An 18,033-nucleotide genomic window follows, 5' to 3' on the forward strand; every position below is an offset into this window, starting at 1 on the left:
CCTTCCACCGGAAGGCCGCTGATCCCGCCTCACCCCCGGGGTATTTCCGCCAAGCCGAAACCCTCAGCCATGCCAGGCGGCGACGGTTTTCAGGACGGAGAAGCCATAGAGCGCCTCGAACCCTTTCTCGCGCCCGTGCCCGGATTTACCGATGCCGCCGAAGGGAAGCTCCACCCCGCCGCCCGCGCCGTAATTGTTCAGGAAGACCTGCCCCGCGCGGAGCCGCCGAGCGAGCCGCATCGTCCGCCCGCCATTCTCCGACCAGACCGAGGCGACGAGCCCGTATTCTGTGCCGTTCGCGATCGCGACGGCCTCTTCCTCGTCCTCGAAGGGGATGACGATCTGCGCCGGGCCGAAGATTTCCTCCTGCGCGAGCCGATGTGCGCCGTGGCCGCCACCGATCAGGGTCGGCGCGACGTAATGGCCGCCTGCGGGGACGTCCTCGGCGATCCGGCCTCGGGCCGCGATGGTGAGGTCGGACGCGAGCGCGAGGTAGCCCTCGACGATCTCCTTCTGCCGCGCCGAGATCAGCGGGCCGAGGTCGTGATCGCCAAGCGCGGGTCCCGCGACGAGGCTTCGATAGCGTGCGGCCATCATTTCCAGAACCTCGTCGTAGCGGCTGCGCTGTACGAGGATGCGCGACGACGCCGAGCAGGTCTGGCCCGCGTTCTGGATGCCCGCATTCACGAGGAAGGGCAGCGCGCGGTCGAGATCGGCATCGGCGAAGACGAGCTGCGGGGATTTGCCACCGAGCTCCAGCGTGACGGGCACGACATTGGTGGCCGCCGCAGCTTGGATGCGCTGGCCCACCGCGACCGATCCGGTGAAGGAGATGTGGTCGATCTCCGGATGGGCCGAGAGCGCGGCGCCGGCTTCTTCGCCTAGACCGGGCACGATATTCAACGCCCCGGCTGGCATTCCGGCTTCTTGCGCGATCCGTCCGAAGGCCAGCGCGGTGAGCGAGGCTTCCTCGGCGGGTTTCACGACCGCCGCGTTGCCCATCGCCAGCGCGGCCCCGACCGAGCGGCCGATGATCTGCATCGGGTAGTTCCACGGCACGATATGCGCAGTCACACCATGCGGCTCGCGCAGCGTGTAGGCGGTGTAGCCGTTGAGATAGGGGATCGTCTCGCCCATCACCTTGTCGGCGGCGCCGCCGTAGAATTCGAGATAGCGCGCGAGCGCCGCCACATCGGCCCGTGCCTGCGTCAGTGGTTTGCCGACATCGAGCGCCTCGATCACCGCGAGATCCTCGGCATGGGCCAGCACGAGCCCCGACATCTTCAGCAGGAGCCGCCCGCGTTCCGCCGCGCTCAACTGCCCCCATTCGCCCGCAAGCGCGGCCTGCGCGGCCTCGACCGCCGCGTCGATCTCCTCCGAGCCGCCGCGGGCGATCTGCGCGATTTCGCGCCCATCGGACGGGCATTCCACTTGCAGGCGCGCATTGGTCTTGTGCCAGACGCCTCCGATCAGTATCTCCTCGGGATCGAACCAAAGCGGCAAACTCATGCGCGGCACCTCCTTTTGTCACGCGATTTCGCAGCACGCTCCGCTTGCACGCGCGGAAAATCAAGGGGGCAGGAATCTGCCGGAGTCGCCCTGATCACATTCATGTGAGTGTGAGTGGAGGGAACTTTCCCCTATCTAGCCCCTTGAATGACGGAACCGGGCACAAGGCCCACCGAAAAAGAGACAGGAATATTGCAAGTGACCGCGAGTTATTCGACGCTCAAACGCGCGATCCGACCGGCCATGCTCTTCGGGCTGGCTGGCATCTTGGCTGCCTGCGCGAGTGCGCCGGAACAGCGCTACGCGCAACCGACCCAGTCGACGAAGGCCGTGCCCTCGGAATATCAGGCGCGCGAAGATGACGGGAAAACCATCCCGGCGATCAATCCGAAGTATTTGGTTGAGCGCAACCGCCGTCAGATCGTGCCCTATCACGGGCCCGAGGCCGTCGGGACGATCGTCGTCGATCCTTATGCGCGCTTCCTCTACTACATCACCGAGCCGGGTAAGGCAGAGCGCTACGGCATCGCCGTGGGCCGCGATGGCAAGACTTTCTCGGGCAGCGCCACGATCGAGCGCAAGCAGGAATATCCGAGCTGGACGCCGACCCAGAACATGATCCAGGAAGATCCCGACCTCTACGGGCCGCTGAAAGACGGTCTGCCGGGCGGTCTGGACAACCCGCTGGGGGCGCGCGCGCTTTATCTTTACCAGGGCAACCGCGATACCTATTACCGGATTCACGGCACGATGGACCCGTCCTCGATCGGTCGTGCCACCTCGGCCGGTTGTATCCGCCTCTTCAACCAGGACATCATCGACCTGTTCTCGAAAGTGCCGAAGGGCACGCCGGTGAAGGTTCGCAGCCGCGCCGAAAGCCTCGAGATGGAAGGGCCCGTGGTGCAGCTGCATTCGGGCTACGTGGTCTCCGCCTATAATCAGGTGGCGATCAACGAAGACGAGGCCGCGTGGAAAGCGGGCCGGATTCCCGATCAGAAGAAAGTCGAAGAGGAACAGCACCAGGCTTCGGTCGCGATGGCCCAAGAGGTCGGCGGCTCGGGAGAGAATGCCAACTCCACTGTCGATTGCGGCTATTCCGGCACCGGCACCTGTGTCGATAGCAACAACTGATCGAACCGATCTTGGACAAGAAATCTGCGGCGCGTGGGGCAACCTCGCGCCGTTTTTCATGGGGGCTCGGTCTTTTCGCGAGCGGGGCAAAATCATGCGCGACGCGCCCGATGTCGCAGCGTTTGCGCGTTCACGTCTTTCCTTGCGGGCCGGGTGACGCTAGGACTCGCGCGCAAGCAGATCAGGAGGATGCCATGAGCGTCACCGGAACCACGCGGCAGAAGATGCCCGCAGATATTCTCGCGATGAAGGGCGGCGCGCCGATCGTTTGCCTGACCGCCTACACCACGCCGATTGCGAAGCTGGTCGACAGCCATTGCGATCTCGTGCTGGTCGGCGACTCGGTGGGCATGGTGCTCCACGGACTCCCTTCGACGCTGGGCGTCACCATGGAAATGATGATCCTCCACGGCAAGGCCGTGGCGCGCGGTCTGTCTAACGCGCTGATGGTGATCGACATGCCCTTCGGCTCCTACGAGGAAAGCCCGGCGCAGGCGTTCCGCAACGCGTCGCGGCTGATGGCCGAGACCGGCGCGGGGGCAGTGAAACTCGAAGGTGGGGCGCATATGGCCGAGACCATCGCTTTCCTGACTGCGCGCGGTATCCCGGTGCAGGCCCATATCGGGCTGACCCCGCAATCGGTGAACACGCTGGGTGGCTACAAGGTGCAGGGCCGCGGCGACAGCCGGGCGCGTCTGGTCAAGGATGCGAAGGCGGTTGCCGACGCGGGGGCGTTCTCGGTGGTGCTGGAAAAAGTGCCGCAGGGGCTGGCCGACGAGATCACCGAGATGGTCGCTATCCCCACTGTCGGCATCGGCGCGGGCGCCGGCTGCGACGGGCAGGTGCTGGTGGTCGATGACATGCTGGGCCTCTTCACCGATTTCAAACCGAAATTCGTCAAGCGTTTCGGCCAGCTCGGTCAGGAAGCCGAAGCCGCCGTCGCCGATTACGCAGCCGAAGTACGTGATCGCAGCTTCCCGGCAGCCGAGCACAGCTTCGCCGATGAGGTGAAGAAATGACGCAGGTGATCCGCAAGGCCGCTGAACTGCGCGAAAAGGTGGCGGCGTGGAAGCGCTCGGGGATGCTGGTCGGCGTGGTGCCGACGATGGGCGCGCTGCATGACGGCCACCTCAGCCTCGCCCGCGCCGCGCGCAAGCAATCGGACCGCGTGATCGTGACGGTCTTCGTGAACCCGATGCAGTTCAACAACGCCTCGGATCTCGACAAATACCCGCGCGACGAGGCACAGGATCTGGCGCTTCTGGAAACGGAAGGGGTCGACGTGCTCTTCGCGCCCGGTGTGGACGAGGTCTATCCCGACGGGTTCTCTACCACCGTGTCCGTGTCGGGTATCACCGAGCCGCTCGAGGGCGCCTTCCGGCCGGGCCATTTCGATGGCGTGGCGACGGTCTGCTCGAAGCTCTTCGGCATGACGCAGGCGGGGCGCGCATTCTTCGGCGAGAAGGATTGGCAGCAATTGCAGGTGGTCCAGCAGCTTACCCGCGATCTCAACATGCCGATCCGCATCATCGGCTGCCCGACCATCCGCGAAGAGGACGGTCTGGCAATGTCCTCGCGCAATGTGCGGCTGACCGCTCGGGAGCGAGCACTGGCGCCGCGTCTGCATAAGGTGATGCAGGAGGCGGCCGCGAAGATCCGCGACGGCGTGCCGGTCGAAGGCGCGCTCAACGATGCGAAAGCCGAGTTGAAGGAAGCGGGCTTTGGGGAACTCGATTACCTCGAGCTGCGCACGGTCGACGGGCTGAAGCCCGCGGCGGATCTGTCGCAACCGACGCGGATGCTGGCCGCGATCTGGCTCGGCGATGTGCGTCTGATCGACAATATCGCGGTCTGATATCTCGAGGGGGCGCTGCCCCCGCGACTACGTCGCCCCCCGGGATGCTTGGACAAGCCCGAAGGCCGGGTGATCCTGCTTCGCCTTGGTTGAAATATCCCGGGGTGAGGCGCGGCACGCGCCGAGGGGCAGCGCCCCTAAGAACCCAGCAGTTCCGCCAGAACCAGCGCCATGACCTTCGCGCTGTCGGTCATATCCTCGATGCCGACCCATTCGTCGGGCTGATGGGCGAGTTCCAGAAGGCCCGGCCCGTAGGCAATGCAATTCTGCAGCCGGCCGATGCGGTCGATGTGTTTCTGGTCATAGGTACCGGGCGAGACGACATACGCCGCCTCGCGGCCCAGCACAGCCTCGATCGCGGCGGCGGTGGAGCGCACGATGGGCGCGCCCTTGTCGGTCATCGTGGGCTGCACTTCGAAGAGGTCGCGGATTTCGTATCGGAAGCTCGGGCGCTGCGCCCTCACGCGTTCCATCAGGTCCGCAATCTCGGCCTTTACCTCGGCAAGGTCTTCCTCGATCAGAAAGCGGCGGTCGATTACGATGCGGCAGCGATCGGCGACACAAGGCGTGGGAAGGCCGGTGTAATCGGCCTCCTCTTCCGGCGCGCCGCCATGGATCGAATTGACGTTCAGTGTCGAGGCGCGCGCGCCTTCGGGGATCACGGGCATCTCGGTATGCTTGCCCAGAAGGAGCGGATAGAGCGTCTCCTCCATCTCGCTCAGAACGGCGCTCATATGGCGGATCGCGCTGTCACCGAGGAAGGGCATCGAGCCATGCGCGATGCGGCCATGGGTTTCGATTTCGGCCCACCAGACGCCGCGATGGCCGAGGCAGATCTGGTCCTTGTGCAGCGGCTCGGGGATGATGACATGCTGCACGCGGGCGGGCTCGAAGCGGCCCTGCTCGGCCAGATAGGCCACGCCGCCATAGCCGCCCGATTCCTCGTCGGCAGTGACGGAAATCTCGATGCTGCCCCTGAAGTCGGGGCAGGTGTCGAGGAAGGCCTCTGCAGCGATCACCGAGGCCGCCAGCCCGCCCTTCATGTCGCAGGCGCCGCGCCCGTAGATGCGGTCGCCGGCGATCTCGGCGCCGAACGGATCGCGGGTCCAGCCATGGCCGATCTCGACCACGTCGTGATGTGAATTGAAATGCACGCAGTCGCCGGGGCGCGCGCCCTCGAAGCGGGCGACGAGGTTCCAGCGCGGATAGGACTCGCTGTCGCCGGGCGCGCCACGGGCGCGGATCATCTCGGTCGCAAACCCGCGTTCGGAGAGACGCTCGGCAAGATATTCGCAGATTTCGCGGTAATTGCGTCCCGGCGGGTTCAGCGTCGGGATACGGATCAAGGCCTGCGTCAGCGCGATCAACGCGTCGCGGCGGGCTTCGATTGCGGTCTTGAGGCGAGTGGCAAGGTCCATACCCAAGGCTAGCGCCGCTCGGCGCGGCGGGCCAAGCGAAAACAGCTGGACTGAAAACACGTGGCTTTCGCGGACGGCGCGCGCTATTGCGGGACAAAATCCTACGGAGGGACCGGATGAACCTGTTCTTGGCCTTCGCGCTCGTGCTCTGCATCGCGGTCGGAGGGTGGCTTTCGAAATACGACTGGGCGAAGCTTCTGGCATTGGTGCCTGTGGCGATGATCGTGCCTGCCTTCTACATGACCGGCACCGCCTGCGGCGCGGGCTTCGTGCTGCATTTCTTCTCTGACACGGCGAGCTGCTCGAACGGCTACGTGCCGCGGCAGATGTTCGCCGCGACCTACGTGATGGCGCTGATCCCGGTCGCGGCCTCCGCGATCGTGATCAAGCTGATCCGGCTCGGCATGGCGCGCCGCAAAGGCTGATCTGGTCAAGCCCGCCGCCGCGGCCTAGGCTTGCGACAGCGAGGGGCAAGGAGGGCGCGCGATGCTGGCCTTCATCCGACTGGCGATATTCGGCCTGATCGTACTGACGGTCCTGTTCTGGCTGGTGCGTCTCTATGCCCGGTCGGTCCGGCGCGAGGCGCTGGAAGAGGATTGGAACGAGGCCGCAGCCGAGGGTCGGGCCGAGACCACACGCGAGGCTTACGTCGAGGCCGGGATGCGAGACTACGAGAAAAGTCTGCTGCGCAAGCTGATCTGGCTGGTCTATGTCCTGCCGATCGTCGTGGTCGGGCTGATTGTCTATCTGATGAATTACAGGTGAGGGTGCGATGCGTTACGTGAAATGGGGCTTCTGGCTGGTCGTGATCGGCTTCGCCGCCGTGTTCCTGCATTACAACCTGCCACGCCATGACATCGTGCGGATCGTCGGCACCGAGGTGCGCCGGATCGACTTCGGCGAGAACTCGATCTTCTGGGCCGCGCCCGATGTAGGCACTGCGAACGCCACGAGCCGCGATGTGCGCTTCATCAACACGGTGCGCCCGAACGGCAAGACGCTGGTCTTTCGCAACGAAGATACCGGCTGGGGGTGGCCGCCCTATTTCAAGCTCGACAGTTCGGATTTGCAGGCACAGGCCGAGTCGCTGATCTCGACCTCTGCCGATCCGATCTGGGTGTCGGTCACGCGCTATGGCTGGCGCTCGCGCTGGCTGACGATCTTTCCGAATGCGGTCGGGCTGAAGGTCTTGCCCGCTCCCGATACGCGCATTATCCCTTGGGCGAATATCATCATCCTGACGCTGCTCGTCATCATCGTCCTGACGATCCGCGCGATGTGGCGGCAGTTCCGTCAGCGCTCGATCGATCCGCTTTTCGAGGAGGCGGGCGAAGCCTGGGACGATGCCGAGGAAGGTGCGAAGGGTTGGTTCGACCGCTTCATCGGACGCAAGTGAGACGGAGTTTCAGGGCCGCCGGGCGGCACCCAACTCAGACCGACGCTGAAACGCGAAAGCCCCGCCACTGGCGGGGCTTTCGATAGGTATTTGATCCGCGCTCAGGCGTTGGCGGCGCGGATCTGCTCGGCAGCTTCCTTGTTGAAGCTCACGCCCTTGGTCTCGAAGAGCTGATCCAGTTCACCCGAGAGGGTCATCTCGGTGATGATGTCGCAGCCGCCGACAAACTCGCCTTTGACGTAGAGCTGCGGGATGGTCGGCCAGTCCGAATAGTCCTTGATGCCCTGACGGATGTCCTGATCCGCCAGCACGTTGACGTCCTTGTAGGTCACGCCCATGAAGTTGAGCACGCCCGCGACGCGGCTCGAAAACCCGCATTGCGGCATGTCCTTGGTGCCCTTCATGAAGAGAACGACGTCATTCTCGGAGATTTGCTGGGCGATCTGGTCTTGCGCGTTCATCGCTTAATCCTTTCTCCGTCCCGGCTCGGGACGCGTGTGAAATCACTCGGGCGCCTTGGTGGTCAGTGCGAGCGCGTGCAGCACCCCGTTCGGCCCGTCCATCGCCCCTTTGAGCGCGGCATAGACCGCGCGCTGTTGCTGGACTCGGTTCTTGCCGCGGAAGCTCTCGTCAATGACCTCCGCTGCCCAATGATTTCCATCCCCGGCGAGATCAGTGATCGTGATCTTGGCATCGGGGAATTCGGCCCGGATCAGGGCTTCGATGTCATGGGCTTCCATTGCCATAAATAGGGCTCCTCGTCCTTTGCCGCAAACTTAAGTGGCGCGGCGGCTGGCTGCAAGGGGATGCGCGGGGCGGTGCGAGCTTATGCGGTGGCCGCTGGCGGGTGCAGCCGCGACAGGTAGAACATGAGCGTCGCGATGACGACGCTGCCGGTGAACATCGCGGCGGCTCCGGCGGCGGTCACTTGCAGGGAATGACCCGGCGCGCCGACTTCTCCGGCCAGTAGGAAACACATGTTGATGTCGATCCCCAACAGCGTGGTCCGGGGATGGGCGCGCAGTAGCGCACCGCCCGCGATGAAGGCGAAGGCGAGTATCAGGAACTCGGTCTGATCGCCGCCCGACAGGTGGGTCAGCCCGCGATAGGCGACGGCGGCGAGGACGCCAAGCGCGACGCCGGGCACCAGGAAGCGCACGGCGGGGCGCGGATTCGGCATGGAGCCCAGCACCGAGGAGAAGACGATCACCGACAATGCAGCTGCCGTCGCGGCGGGGTGGGGGAAATGGGCGTCGATCAGCGTGGCCGCGCCCGTGAGCGCCGCCACCGCCGCCATGCGCAGCCAAAGCTGCTGTATGAAATGCGGGTTCGGGCGCGGCGGCATCGGCGCGCGACGGGCGGGCGTGAAGAGCCAGTTCACCGCCGTCACCGAGATGACGCCCAGAAGCGTGCAGGCGACCCGGTCGAGTGCGAGCGGGATTGCCTCCGCCCCCATGCCGAGCGCGGGCATCACCACAACGCCGACCGTGATCGCCATCAGCGTGAAGCCATAGGCCCAATGCGTCCCGATCCGGTAGGCGATCCCCACGCCCACGGCCGCCGTCAGCGCCACGGTCAGCGCAATTCCCGGCACTGGCAGCCAGCGAAGCGCGGCGATCCCGATTGCTGCCCCGACCAAGGTGCCCACAACCCGCAGCACCGCGCGCAGCGCCATGTCTTCGCGATGGGGCTGGATTACCACCCAGACCGGCATCGCCGCCCAGTAGACATTGGTCAGCCCGAGCAACCGCGCAACGGTCAGGGCGAGCGTCGCGGCGAGGAACAGCCGGGCGGCATAGGCAAGGGTGGAGCTGGTCAAAGCGGGAACCTGAAATCGGTGTGTCGCGGCGATACTAGTCTGTGCGCAGGCGGCAAGAAACCGCCCGGCGTGCATGTCCGCTCTGCGTCAGATCACAGAACTCAGGCGTCGATCGCCGCTTTGAACGCACTGCGATAGAGGGTCGACAGCTCCTCCAGCGGGGCGCTCTCCGAGCCGAAGCTAACCGTGTCCCCGCCGAAACGACCCACGGTGTAAAGCGGCACCTCGGCGCGGCGGGCGGCGACCATCAGCGCCTCGGCCTGATCGAAGGAGCAGGCCACGAGGTAACGCCCCTGATCCTCGCCGAAGAGCGTCGCGATGTCGCCAGCTTCAAGCGTGACACCCAGACCGGCTTCCTCCGCCATCTCGAAAGCCGCGAGCGCGAGGCCTCCGTCCGAGAGATCGCTTGCGCCTTTGACCAGCGCGCGGTTCTCGCGGAGGAACTCGCCATTGCGTCTCTCGACGTCGAGGTCGACTGCCGGCGCGTCACCCGACTCGATCCCGAAGGCTTCGAAGGCGAGCGCGGATTGATCGAGATGGCCCTTGGTTTCGCCGATCACCATCGCCACGTCGCCCGCCGTCGGTAGGCCCGCGATCAACTCGTCGAGCGAGCTCAGCAGACCGACCGCGCCGATGGTCGGGGTTGGCAGGATGCCGGTGCCGTCGGTCTCGTTGTAAAGCGAGACGTTGCCCGACACGATCGGCATGTCGAGTGCGCGCACGGCGGCGTCGATGCCTTTGATCGCACCCACGAACTGGCCCATGATCTCCGGCTTCTCCGGGTTGCCGAAGTTCAGGTTGTCGGTCGAGGCGAGGGGTTTCGCGCCCACGGCCGTCAGGTTGCGGTAGGCTTCGGCCACCGCCTGCTTGCCGCCCTCGAACGGGTTCGCCTTTACGTAGCGCGGGGTCACGTCGGCGGTGAAGGCCAGCGCCTTGTCGGTGCCGTGCACGCGCACGACGCCTGCGCCGAGACCCGGGCGGCGCACCGTGTCGCCCATCACTTGCGTGTCGTATTGCTCATAGACCCACGACTTGTGCGCGTAGTTCGGCGAGCCGATCAGTTTCTTGAGCGCATCGATAGCACCGATTTCGGGCAGCGCTTCGCCCGCGGTCGCGACGGGCGTCTCGACCCAGGGACGATCGTATTCGGGCGCTTCCGAGGACAGTTTCGACAGCGGCACGTCGGCTTTCACCTCGTTGCCATGCACGATCAGGAAGCGGTCTTCCGCGATGGTCTCGCCGACGATGGCGAAGTCGAGATCCCACTTCTCGAAGATCTCGCGGGCGATGTCTTCCTTCTCGGGGTTGAGGACCATGAGCATCCGCTCCTGGCTCTCCGACAGCATCATCTCATAGGCGGTCATCGCGGCTTCGCGCTGCGGCACCGCGTCGAGGTTGAGCTGCACGCCGAGGCCGCCCTTGTCGCCCATCTCGACCGCGGAACAGGTCAGGCCCGCGGCCCCCATGTCCTGAATCGAGATCACCGCGCCGGTCTGCATCAGCTCGAGGCAGGCCTCCAGCAGGCATTTCTCGGTGAAGGGGTCGCCGACCTGAACGGTGGGGCGCTTTTCCTCGATCGTGTCGTCGAACTCGGCCGAGGCCATCGTCGCGCCGCCGACGCCGTCGCGACCCGTCTTCGCACCGAGGTAGACGACCGGCATGCCGATGCCGGACGCGGCGGAGTAGAAGATCTTGTCAGCATCGGCCAAGCCCGCCGCGAAGGCGTTCACGAGGCAGTTGCCGTTATAGGAGGGATGGAAACGCACTTCGCCGCCCACATTCGGAACGCCGAAGCAGTTACCGTAGCTGCCCACGCCCTCGACCACGCCTTTGACGACATGGGAGGTTTTCGGGTGGTCGGGCATACCGAAGCTCAGGCTGTCCATTGCGGCCACCGGACGCGCGCCCATGGTGAACACATCGCGCAGGATGCCGCCGACGCCAGTCGCGGCGCCTTGGTGCGGTTCGATGTAGGAGGGGTGGTTGTGGCTCTCCATTTTGAAGACCACGGCCTGCCCGTCGCCAATATCGACGACACCCGCATTCTCGCCCGGACCGCAGATGACCTGATCGCCCTCGGTGTGCAGCGTGCGCAGCCATTTCTTCGACGACTTGTAGGAGCAATGCTCGTTCCACATCGCCGAGAAGATCCCGAGCTCGGTGAAAGTCGGCTCGCGTCCGATGATCTCGAGGATCCGGTCGTACTCGTCGGGTTTCAGGCCATGGGCTGCGATGAGATCAGGCGTGATCTGCGGCTCGTTCATGAGGATCCTCCGGCATCGGCTTCGCCGCCCCTATTAGGCCAATATGTGCAGGGGGAAAAGAGAGGCCGGACGTTGCGGAAAGAAAAAACGCGAGGCCCGAAGGCCCCGCGTCGTGAAAGCGTCTTGTCGTGGTACGTCCGGCTTACGAGCGCATGTCCACTTGCGTCTCGAGGTTGGTCAGCAGTTCCGAGACGGTCCAGCCGAGCTTGACCTCGCCGTTCGCAGCGGCGTCCTTCGGCACGTTGACCTTGAAGAGCGACACGGTGGTGTCGAGCTTCGGCGAGGTGCGGACATAGATGGTGTCGTAGCCGTCATGCGACTCGACCTTCTCGATCATGCCGATCACGTTACCATCGGCGCTCATCGCCTTGTCCTCCGCGTTGGCCGCGGTCTTCAGGCCGGTGATGCCGGCTTGATCGGTCAGCTGGCGCTGCGCGGGAATCATGTCCGACCCCATCGAGGTGTTCGCGAACTCGGCGGTGCCGGTCTTCACGTCGGTGATGCCGTATTGATCGGTCGATGCGTAGGTGTTCGACGAGGTGACGGCGGGCGGGGTGCCCATCGACGAAGTCTCTCCCGGAACGGTGCCGGTGCGATAATCGGCGATACCGTAATACTGGCCGTCGTTGTTGTTGGTGGACGGGATCTTCGTCAGGTCGAGGGCCGAAGCCGAGCCTGCGATAGTCATCGCACCCAGAAGAGCGGTCGAAGCGGCAAAGATGTTTTTCGTCGTGGTCATATCAGTATCCTTTCAACTGGTTACCAAATCCTGCGCCGTTGTCGGCGTCGGGGAGGAAACGGGGTGGAATCGTCGAAAGTTCACTGAAATAATTGTGAGTGACATCGCGGATTTTTAAATGAACCGAAGGGGATAGCTGTGCGTAGCGCGGGGCTTGCGCGGTCGCGTCAGCGTGAAATTTCGTGAGACCGAGGCTGATGTCGGGGGCTCTCGCGCCGTGCGTGAAAACCGCATCCGGGCGTCGGGCAAAAAAAAGGCCGAGCAAAGCTCGGCCAAAGTCCAACAGGGAGGTAGAAGGTGCTGCGCCTTTCGGCACGGCCAACCCTTCTGAGCCTCATTTATGGGCAGTTTGTTAACGCATCAAGGGAAAACATGCTGCGAATGCATCATGGCCGGTATGCGTTGCGGTAAAGTCGCGCTGCAACCCTAGGCTGAATCGCCTGCCTGGAAGCGCCGATAGTTGGTGATCTCTTCCTGAATGAAGTCGCGGAACGCGGTCACGCGGCGCGAGGAGCGCAGCTCTTCCGGGTAGGCGAGGAAGATCGGAATCTCGACCGATTCCAGATCAGGCAGCACGCGCTGCAGATCGTTGAAATCTGCGGTCAGGTAGTCGGGGAGGATGCCGATGCCGATATGGTTCAGCACGGCCTGCAATACGCCGAAGTAGTTGTTCACCGTCAGCGTCGAGCTTTGATCGAAGGCCAGCACCTGCCGCGCAAGCTGGGCACCGGCCTGTACCTGCGGTGTGCGGGGGGTCTGGCAGATCAGGCGATGCTTGCGAAGATCTTCGATCTTCTCGGGGGCACCCCATTTCGCGAGATACTCGGAGGTCGCGTAAAGCCGCATACGGATGTTCAGCAGACGCTTGCGGATCAGGTCGGCCTGCGCGGGCTCTTTCATGCGAACGGCGACGTCGGCCTCGCGCATCGGCAGGTCGAGCACCCGCTCCTCCAGCATGAGGTCGATCTTCAGATCGGGATATTTCTCGTAAAGCTTCGTCAGGCGCGGCGCGAGCCAGAGCGTGCCGAAGCCCGTCGTGGTCGTCACGCGCAGCTCGCCGAAGACTTCTTCTTCGCTGTCACGGATGCGTGCGGAGGCGCTGTCGAGCTTTTTCGCCATCGAGGAGGTGGCCTCGAACAGCAACTCCCCCTGCTCGGTGAGAATCAGTCCGCGGGCGTGGCGGTGAAACAGAGTCGTTCCAAGCGCCTCTTCGAGCGCCCGGATCTGTCTGCTCACGGCAGATTGAGACAGGTGCAGCGCATCGCCGGCATGAGTCAAAGACCCCGCATCGGCCACTGCGTGGAAGATTCTGAGCTTGTCCCAATCCATCAAGGTCACTTTCGCTGTATCATCTGCTGTTCCGCGCAAGTTTCTTTACATTAATCTCGAGGATTTACGAAACCGCTAAGTAACAATTTTCCGCTTTCTAGGTCAGATATTATGACCTACCATGTCTTCATGCCCAGTTAGCAAGGGGAGGTGCTTAATGGGAAGGCAAGAAATATCCCTAGCGGATCGGTTCGACCTAACGAAATCTCCGGTTTTGCTGAACGGGACGCAGGCTTTGGTGCGTCTGGTTCTGGCTCAGGCCGCACGCGACAAGGCGGCGGGGCTGCATACGGCCGGCTATGTGACAGGCTATCGCGGCTCGCCGCTGGGCGCTGTCGATTTGCAGATGGCGCGCGCCAAGACCGTGCTCGAAGAGAGCGACGTTCGCTTCCAGCCGGGCCTGAACGAAGACCTCGCGGCCACCGCGCTGTGGGGCTCGCAGCAGGCGGAATTGCGTGGCGAAGGCAAGTATGACGGCGTTTTCGGCCTCTGGTACGGCAAAGGTCCGGGCGTAGATCGCTCGGGCGACGTGATGCGTCACGCCAATATGGCGGGCACGTCGAAACACGGCGGCGTCCTCATGGCGATGGGCGACGACCATACCGGTGAGTCCTCGACCGTGCTGCACCAGTCCGACTGGGCGATGGTCGATGCCTACATGCCGGTGCTGTCGCCCGCAGGCGTGCAGGAAATCCTCGCTTTCGGGCTCTATGGCTATGCATTGAGCCGTTTTGCCGGAGTCTGGGTCGGTCTGAAAACGATGAAGGATACGGTCGAGGCGACTGCAGTCGTCGATGGCGATCCCTTCCGTCAACACTTCGTGATCCCCGAGTTCAAGATGCCCGAAGGCGGGCTGAACATTCGCTTGGGCGACACTCCGGTGGCTCAGGAAGCGCGGATGATCGACTTCAAGCGCTACGCGGCAGAGGCTTTCGCGCGCGCGAACCGCATCGACAATCGCGTCTGGGGTAAACCCGGCGCGAAGATCGGTCTGGTCGCTGCGGGCAAGAATTGGCTCGACCTGACCCATGCGCTCTCGCTGCTGGGGATCGACGAGGCAGAGGCCGAACGGCTCGGCATTACCACCTACAAGATCGGCCAGACCTTCCCGCTCGACATGGAGAGCTTCCACGAATGGGCCGAGGGGCTGGAGCTGATCATCGTCGTCGAGGAAAAACGCAAGCTGATCGAGGTGCAGGTCAAGGAAGCGATCTTCGACGACCGTCGTGGCCGTCGCGTCTATGGCTGGCACAAGGGCGACACATGGAAGAACGGCCGCCAGGTGGAGCTGTTCCCCACGCGCTACGCGCTCGACCCGGTGATGATCGCGCGCAAGCTGGGCGATATCTTCATCGAGGAAGGCCGCGGGACCGACGCGATCAAGGCGGGTATCGCCAAGATCGAAGCCGCCCAACGCGCAGACAACGCCCCTGAGATCGCGACCCGTACGCCATGGTATTGCTCGGGCTGCCCGCATAACAGTTCGACCAAGGTGCCCGAGGGCGAGCGCGCCTATGCCGGGATCGGCTGTCACTACATGGTGCAGTGGATGGGCAGGAACACGGAAGGTTTCACCCATATGGGCGGCGAGGGCGTGAACTGGGTCGGCGAGGCCCCGTTCTCGACGCGTGAGCATATGTTCCAGAACCTTGGCGACGGCACCTACAACCACTCGGGCGCGCAGGCGATCCGGGCGGCTTTGGCAGCCGGCACCAACATCACCTACAAGATCCTGTTCAACGATGCGGTCGCGATGACCGGGGGGCAGGAGAACGAGGGCGACCTGACCTCGCAGCAGATCGCGGCGGAAATCGTGGCGATGGGCGTGAAGCCGGTCGTGGTGGTCTATGACGAGAAGGAAGAGCTGGACCTGTCCACCTTCCCCGCTGGCGTCGAGAAGGTCGAACGGGCCGAGCTGATGAACGTGCAGAAGCGGCTGGCGAAGACGAAAGGCGTCTCGGCGCTGATCTATGTTCAGACCTGCGCCGCCGAGAAACGCCGCCGCCGCAAGCGCGGCAAGTTCCCGGATCCGGACAAGCGCGTCTTCATCAACACCGACGTCTGCGAAGGCTGCGGCGATTGCGGGGTTCAGTCGAACTGCGTCTCCATCGTGCCGGAAGAGACCGAACTGGGCACCAAACGCGCGATCGACCAGTCGTCCTGCAACAAGGACTTCCGCTGCCTCGACGGGTTCTGCCCGAGCTTCGTGACGCTGCACGGCGCGAAGGTGAAGAAGGCGGAAGCGCAGGCGCTCGACCTGCCGGACCTGCCGGAGCCCACGCTGCCCGCGATCGACGGCACCCATAACGTGGTGATCACCGGCGTCGGCGGCACGGGCGTCGTGACCATCGGCGCGGTGCTGGCGATGGCCGCCCATATCGACGGCAAGGGCGCAGGCATGATGGAGATGGCCGGTCTCGCCCAGAAGGGCGGGGCAGTGCATATCCACCTGCGCATCGCGAACAAGCCCGAGGATATCTCGGCGATCCGCGTCGCGGTGGGCGAGGCCGATTGCGTGATCGGGGGCGATCTGGTGGTCTCCGCCGGTGCCAAGACACTGGGGCTCATGACGACGGGCCGCACCGGCGCCGTGATCAACAGCCATGAGATCGTCACCGGCGAGTTCACCCGCAACCGCGACTTCCGCCTGCCGGGCGAACAGCTTCGGCTGAGCCTCGAGGCGCGGCTGAATGACCGGGTGGCCTTTGCCGACACGTCGGAACTCGCGCGGCATATGCTGGGCGACTCGATCTATTCGAACATGGTCGTGCTGGGGGCTGCGTGGCAGCAAGGCTACGTGCCGCTGACCCTCGAGGCGATCTTCCGGGCGATCGAGTTGAACGGCGCAAAGCCCGAGGAGAACAAGCGCGCCTTCAATCTGGGGCGCTGGGCGATGGCCTATCCGGAGGAGGCTGCGAAGGCGATGGCGGCGGAGGTCGTGCAGGCCCCGGTCGATCCGGTCGAGTTCCGGGCCAACCATCTCGTCGACTACCAGAACAAGCGGCTCGCCAAGCGTTTCCGCAAGCTGGTGGACGAGGCGCCGTCGGAGCTGCGTGAGGCCGTCGCGAAGGGCTATCACAAGCTCCTGGCCTACAAGGACGAATACGAGGTCGCGCGTCTGCATCTGTCGACGGCAGAAAAGGCGCGGGCCGAGTTCGAGGGCGATTTCGAGATGCATTTCCATCTCGCCCCGCCGATCCTGTCCAAGGAAGGCCCGGACGGACGTCCGAAGAAGCGTGAATTCGGCCCCGGCATGGAGCGTGGCTTCCGTCTTCTGGCGAAGCTGAAAGGGCTGCGCGGCACGCCGTTCGATCCTTTCGGCTATGCCGAGGAGCGCAAGATGGAGCGGGCGCTGATCAAGCAATACGAGGCCGACATGGCCGAAGTGCTACCCAAGGTCACGCCAGACACGATGGAGATCGCGCGCGAACTGGCCGAATTGCCGCTGACGATCCGCGGTTTCGGCCCGGTCAAGGCGCAGGCCGAGCAAATGGCGGCGAAGCGGCGCGAGGAACTGCTCGCCGCTTTCCGCGCAGGTGGCGCTCCGCAGAAAATGGCCGCCGAGTGAGGGCTGTCATCTGAGTGTCGTACCTTCGTGACATGGCGCTGGCAGAGTGAAGCCAGCCCATGTTGCGGAGGTACGAGATGACCGCCACCCCGACGGCCCCCCGGATGCCTGTCCGCCACGCCACACAGGAAATCTCATATGCTTGGTCCGCGCGCTCGAAAGGCGCGCGGGTGTTGATCCGCGCGATGGAGAACGCGACCGGGCGGATCGGGTTGATCCGGCGAGCACGCGGCTACGAGCATGACATCGCGCAAGGTGCGGATTTCTGGCAGGTGATGGCCGAGCGCTACGGGCTGCAGATCGAGGTGACCCGCGGCGCGCTCGCCAATATCCCGCAGACCGGGCCGTTGGTGCTGATCGCGAACCACCCTTACGGCATTCTCGACGGGCTGATCATGGGCCTGCTGCTGTCGCGCATTCGCGGCGATTTCCGTATCCTCGCCCATAACGTCTTCAAGCGTGCCGAAGAGATCGACCGGGTCATCCTGCCGGTGGACTTCTCCGAAACCAAAGAGGCAGCGAGGGCCAACCTGCGCACCCGCGCCGAGGCGCTGCGCTACCTCGGCGACGGTGGCGCGATCGGTGTGTTTCCGGGCGGCACGGTCTCGACCGCCGCTAAGCCCTTCGGGGCACCGATGGATCCGGGTTGGCGCAATTTTACCGCCAAGATGATCGCGAAATCCGATGCGACCGTGGTGCCGGTCTTCTTCGAGGGCCATAACAGTCGCCTGTTCCAGCTGGCGAGCCATCTGCATTACAGCCTGCGCATGGGGCTGATGATCCGCGAGTTCAAACGTCACGCCAATCGTCCGGTGCGGCTCTGCGTGGGTGAGCCGGTCCCGCAGGCCGATCTCGCACCGCTGCGTGAGCGTCCGAAACAGATGATGGATTTCCTGCGCCGTGCGACGTATGACTTGTCGCCGACTCCCTTGAAGTCCTACGGCTATGGCTTCGAGTTCGAGGCGAAATACAGAAACTGACCGGTGTCCGTGTGCGGCCCGGACG

The 18,033-nt window shown here is 64.2% G+C and carries 17 protein-coding genes; 8 read left to right on the forward strand and 9 right to left on the reverse strand.

Annotated features, from left to right (window positions below):
- Positions 1-63: 63 nt before the first annotated feature.
- The gene (locus tag B6V74_RS11750; protein ID WP_088722890.1) at positions 64-1,509 is read right to left on the reverse strand and encodes an aldehyde dehydrogenase family protein; all 1,446 of its coding nucleotides are present in this window, start codon (positions 1,507-1,509) and stop codon (positions 64-66) included.
- Between the two features lie 198 nt (positions 1,510-1,707).
- Here B6V74_RS11750 and B6V74_RS11755 point away from each other — a divergent pair, with 198 nt between their 5' ends.
- The 3 genes from B6V74_RS11755 (at position 1,708) to panC (ending at position 4,495) form a co-directional block, all read left to right on the forward strand.
- Positions 1,708-2,640 carry a L,D-transpeptidase gene (locus tag B6V74_RS11755; protein ID WP_341865719.1) on the forward strand — a complete coding sequence of 311 codons (933 nt, stop codon included), beginning with the start codon at positions 1,708-1,710 and terminating at the stop codon, positions 2,638-2,640.
- A gap of 194 nt (positions 2,641-2,834) precedes the next feature.
- Positions 2,835-3,659: a 3-methyl-2-oxobutanoate hydroxymethyltransferase gene (gene panB / locus B6V74_RS11760; RefSeq protein WP_240496991.1), complete on the forward strand. Its 825-nt coding sequence runs from the start codon at positions 2,835-2,837 to the stop codon at positions 3,657-3,659.
- Positions 3,656-4,495, forward strand: a complete 840-nt coding sequence (gene panC, locus B6V74_RS11765; RefSeq protein ID WP_088722891.1) for a pantoate--beta-alanine ligase — start codon at positions 3,656-3,658, stop codon at positions 4,493-4,495. Before panB ends, panC begins: the two co-directional genes overlap by 4 nt.
- A gap of 137 nt (positions 4,496-4,632) precedes the next feature.
- Here panC and B6V74_RS11770 read toward each other — a convergent pair whose 3' ends face one another.
- Entirely contained in the window at positions 4,633-5,913 is a 1,281-nt protein-coding gene (locus B6V74_RS11770; protein ID WP_088722892.1) for an acetylornithine deacetylase/succinyl-diaminopimelate desuccinylase family protein, read from the reverse strand.
- Positions 5,914-6,029: 116 nt separating this feature from the next.
- On the opposite strand from B6V74_RS11770, the gene B6V74_RS11775 reads away from it, so the two are divergent.
- The 3 genes from B6V74_RS11775 to B6V74_RS11785 all read left to right on the forward strand — a co-directional run bounded on the left by B6V74_RS11775 (position 6,030) and on the right by B6V74_RS11785 (position 7,309).
- Positions 6,030-6,338 carry a hypothetical protein gene (locus tag B6V74_RS11775; RefSeq protein ID WP_088720448.1) on the forward strand — a complete coding sequence of 103 codons (309 nt, stop codon included), beginning with the start codon at positions 6,030-6,032 and terminating at the stop codon, positions 6,336-6,338.
- A gap of 61 nt (positions 6,339-6,399) precedes the next feature.
- Positions 6,400-6,678 carry a hypothetical protein gene (locus B6V74_RS11780; RefSeq protein ID WP_077701075.1) on the forward strand — a complete coding sequence of 93 codons (279 nt, stop codon included), beginning with the start codon at positions 6,400-6,402 and terminating at the stop codon, positions 6,676-6,678.
- 7 nt (positions 6,679-6,685) lie between these two features.
- Positions 6,686-7,309, forward strand: coding sequence for a DUF1523 family protein (locus B6V74_RS11785; RefSeq protein ID WP_088722893.1), 624 nt, complete (start codon positions 6,686-6,688; stop codon positions 7,307-7,309).
- Positions 7,310-7,410: 101 nt separating this feature from the next.
- Here B6V74_RS11785 and grxD read toward each other — a convergent pair whose 3' ends face one another.
- The 7 genes from grxD to B6V74_RS11815 form a co-directional block, all read right to left on the reverse strand.
- Positions 7,411-7,770, reverse strand: a complete 360-nt coding sequence (gene grxD / locus B6V74_RS11790; RefSeq protein ID WP_075775790.1) for a Grx4 family monothiol glutaredoxin — start codon at positions 7,768-7,770, stop codon at positions 7,411-7,413.
- 42 nt (positions 7,771-7,812) lie between these two features.
- A complete protein-coding gene (locus B6V74_RS11795; protein WP_075775791.1) occupies positions 7,813-8,055 on the reverse strand; it encodes a BolA family transcriptional regulator in 243 nt (80 codons plus the stop codon).
- Positions 8,056-8,135: 80 nt separating this feature from the next.
- A complete protein-coding gene (locus tag B6V74_RS11800; RefSeq protein WP_168184222.1) occupies positions 8,136-9,128 on the reverse strand; it encodes an FUSC family protein in 993 nt (330 codons plus the stop codon).
- Between the two features lie 101 nt (positions 9,129-9,229).
- Positions 9,230-11,392: a phosphoribosylformylglycinamidine synthase subunit PurL gene (gene purL, locus B6V74_RS11805; protein ID WP_088722895.1), complete on the reverse strand. Its 2,163-nt coding sequence runs from the start codon at positions 11,390-11,392 to the stop codon at positions 9,230-9,232.
- Between the two features lie 142 nt (positions 11,393-11,534).
- Positions 11,535-12,131 carry a hypothetical protein gene (locus B6V74_RS11810; protein ID WP_075775794.1) on the reverse strand — a complete coding sequence of 199 codons (597 nt, stop codon included), beginning with the start codon at positions 12,129-12,131 and terminating at the stop codon, positions 11,535-11,537.
- A gap of 1 nt (position 12,132) precedes the next feature.
- Positions 12,133-12,447 carry a hypothetical protein gene (locus tag B6V74_RS18785; protein ID WP_168184223.1) on the reverse strand — a complete coding sequence of 105 codons (315 nt, stop codon included), beginning with the start codon at positions 12,445-12,447 and terminating at the stop codon, positions 12,133-12,135.
- A 110-nt stretch (positions 12,448-12,557) separates the two neighbouring features.
- A complete protein-coding gene (locus B6V74_RS11815) occupies positions 12,558-13,460 on the reverse strand; it encodes a LysR family transcriptional regulator (protein WP_075775795.1) in 903 nt (300 codons plus the stop codon).
- Positions 13,461-13,617: 157 nt separating this feature from the next.
- Here B6V74_RS11815 and B6V74_RS11820 point away from each other — a divergent pair, with 157 nt between their 5' ends.
- Together B6V74_RS11820 and B6V74_RS11825 are read left to right on the forward strand one after the other, a co-directional pair.
- Complete coding sequence (locus B6V74_RS11820) at positions 13,618-17,028, forward strand: indolepyruvate ferredoxin oxidoreductase family protein (protein WP_088722896.1); 3,411 nt, start codon at positions 13,618-13,620, stop codon at positions 17,026-17,028.
- A gap of 77 nt (positions 17,029-17,105) precedes the next feature.
- Positions 17,106-18,008 carry a lysophospholipid acyltransferase family protein gene (locus B6V74_RS11825; protein ID WP_088722897.1) on the forward strand — a complete coding sequence of 301 codons (903 nt, stop codon included), beginning with the start codon at positions 17,106-17,108 and terminating at the stop codon, positions 18,006-18,008.
- The last annotated feature ends 25 nt before the right edge of the window (positions 18,009-18,033 follow it).

Origin of the sequence: Thioclava sp. F42-5 (assembly GCF_002213195.1) — a bacterium.
GTDB lineage: Bacteria > Pseudomonadota > Alphaproteobacteria > Rhodobacterales > Rhodobacteraceae > Thioclava > Thioclava nitratireducens.

Bases quoted from the DNA above. Each gene is read 5' to 3' on its own strand.
- B6V74_RS11750 (WP_088722890.1), bottom strand. From the start codon at position 1,509: ATGAGTTTGCCGCTTTGGTTCGATCCCGAGGAGATACTGATCGGAGGC.
- panB (WP_240496991.1), top strand. From the start codon at position 2,835: ATGAGCGTCACCGGAACCACGCGGCAGAAGATGCCCGCAGATATTCTC.
- panC (WP_088722891.1), top strand. From the start codon at position 3,656: ATGACGCAGGTGATCCGCAAGGCCGCTGAACTGCGCGAAAAGGTGGCG.
- B6V74_RS11770 (WP_088722892.1), bottom strand. From the start codon at position 5,913: ATGGACCTTGCCACTCGCCTCAAGACCGCAATCGAAGCCCGCCGCGAC.
- B6V74_RS11775 (WP_088720448.1), top strand. From the start codon at position 6,030: ATGAACCTGTTCTTGGCCTTCGCGCTCGTGCTCTGCATCGCGGTCGGA.
- B6V74_RS11780 (WP_077701075.1), top strand. From the start codon at position 6,400: ATGCTGGCCTTCATCCGACTGGCGATATTCGGCCTGATCGTACTGACG.
- B6V74_RS11785 (WP_088722893.1), top strand. From the start codon at position 6,686: ATGCGTTACGTGAAATGGGGCTTCTGGCTGGTCGTGATCGGCTTCGCC.
- grxD (WP_075775790.1), bottom strand. From the start codon at position 7,770: ATGAACGCGCAAGACCAGATCGCCCAGCAAATCTCCGAGAATGACGTC.
- B6V74_RS11795 (WP_075775791.1), bottom strand. From the start codon at position 8,055: ATGGCAATGGAAGCCCATGACATCGAAGCCCTGATCCGGGCCGAATTC.
- purL (WP_088722895.1), bottom strand. From the start codon at position 11,392: ATGAACGAGCCGCAGATCACGCCTGATCTCATCGCAGCCCATGGCCTG.
- B6V74_RS11810 (WP_075775794.1), bottom strand. From the start codon at position 12,131: ATGACCACGACGAAAAACATCTTTGCCGCTTCGACCGCTCTTCTGGGT.
- B6V74_RS11815 (WP_075775795.1), bottom strand. From the start codon at position 13,460: ATGGATTGGGACAAGCTCAGAATCTTCCACGCAGTGGCCGATGCGGGG.
- B6V74_RS11820 (WP_088722896.1), top strand. From the start codon at position 13,618: ATGGGAAGGCAAGAAATATCCCTAGCGGATCGGTTCGACCTAACGAAA.
- B6V74_RS11825 (WP_088722897.1), top strand. From the start codon at position 17,106: ATGACCGCCACCCCGACGGCCCCCCGGATGCCTGTCCGCCACGCCACA.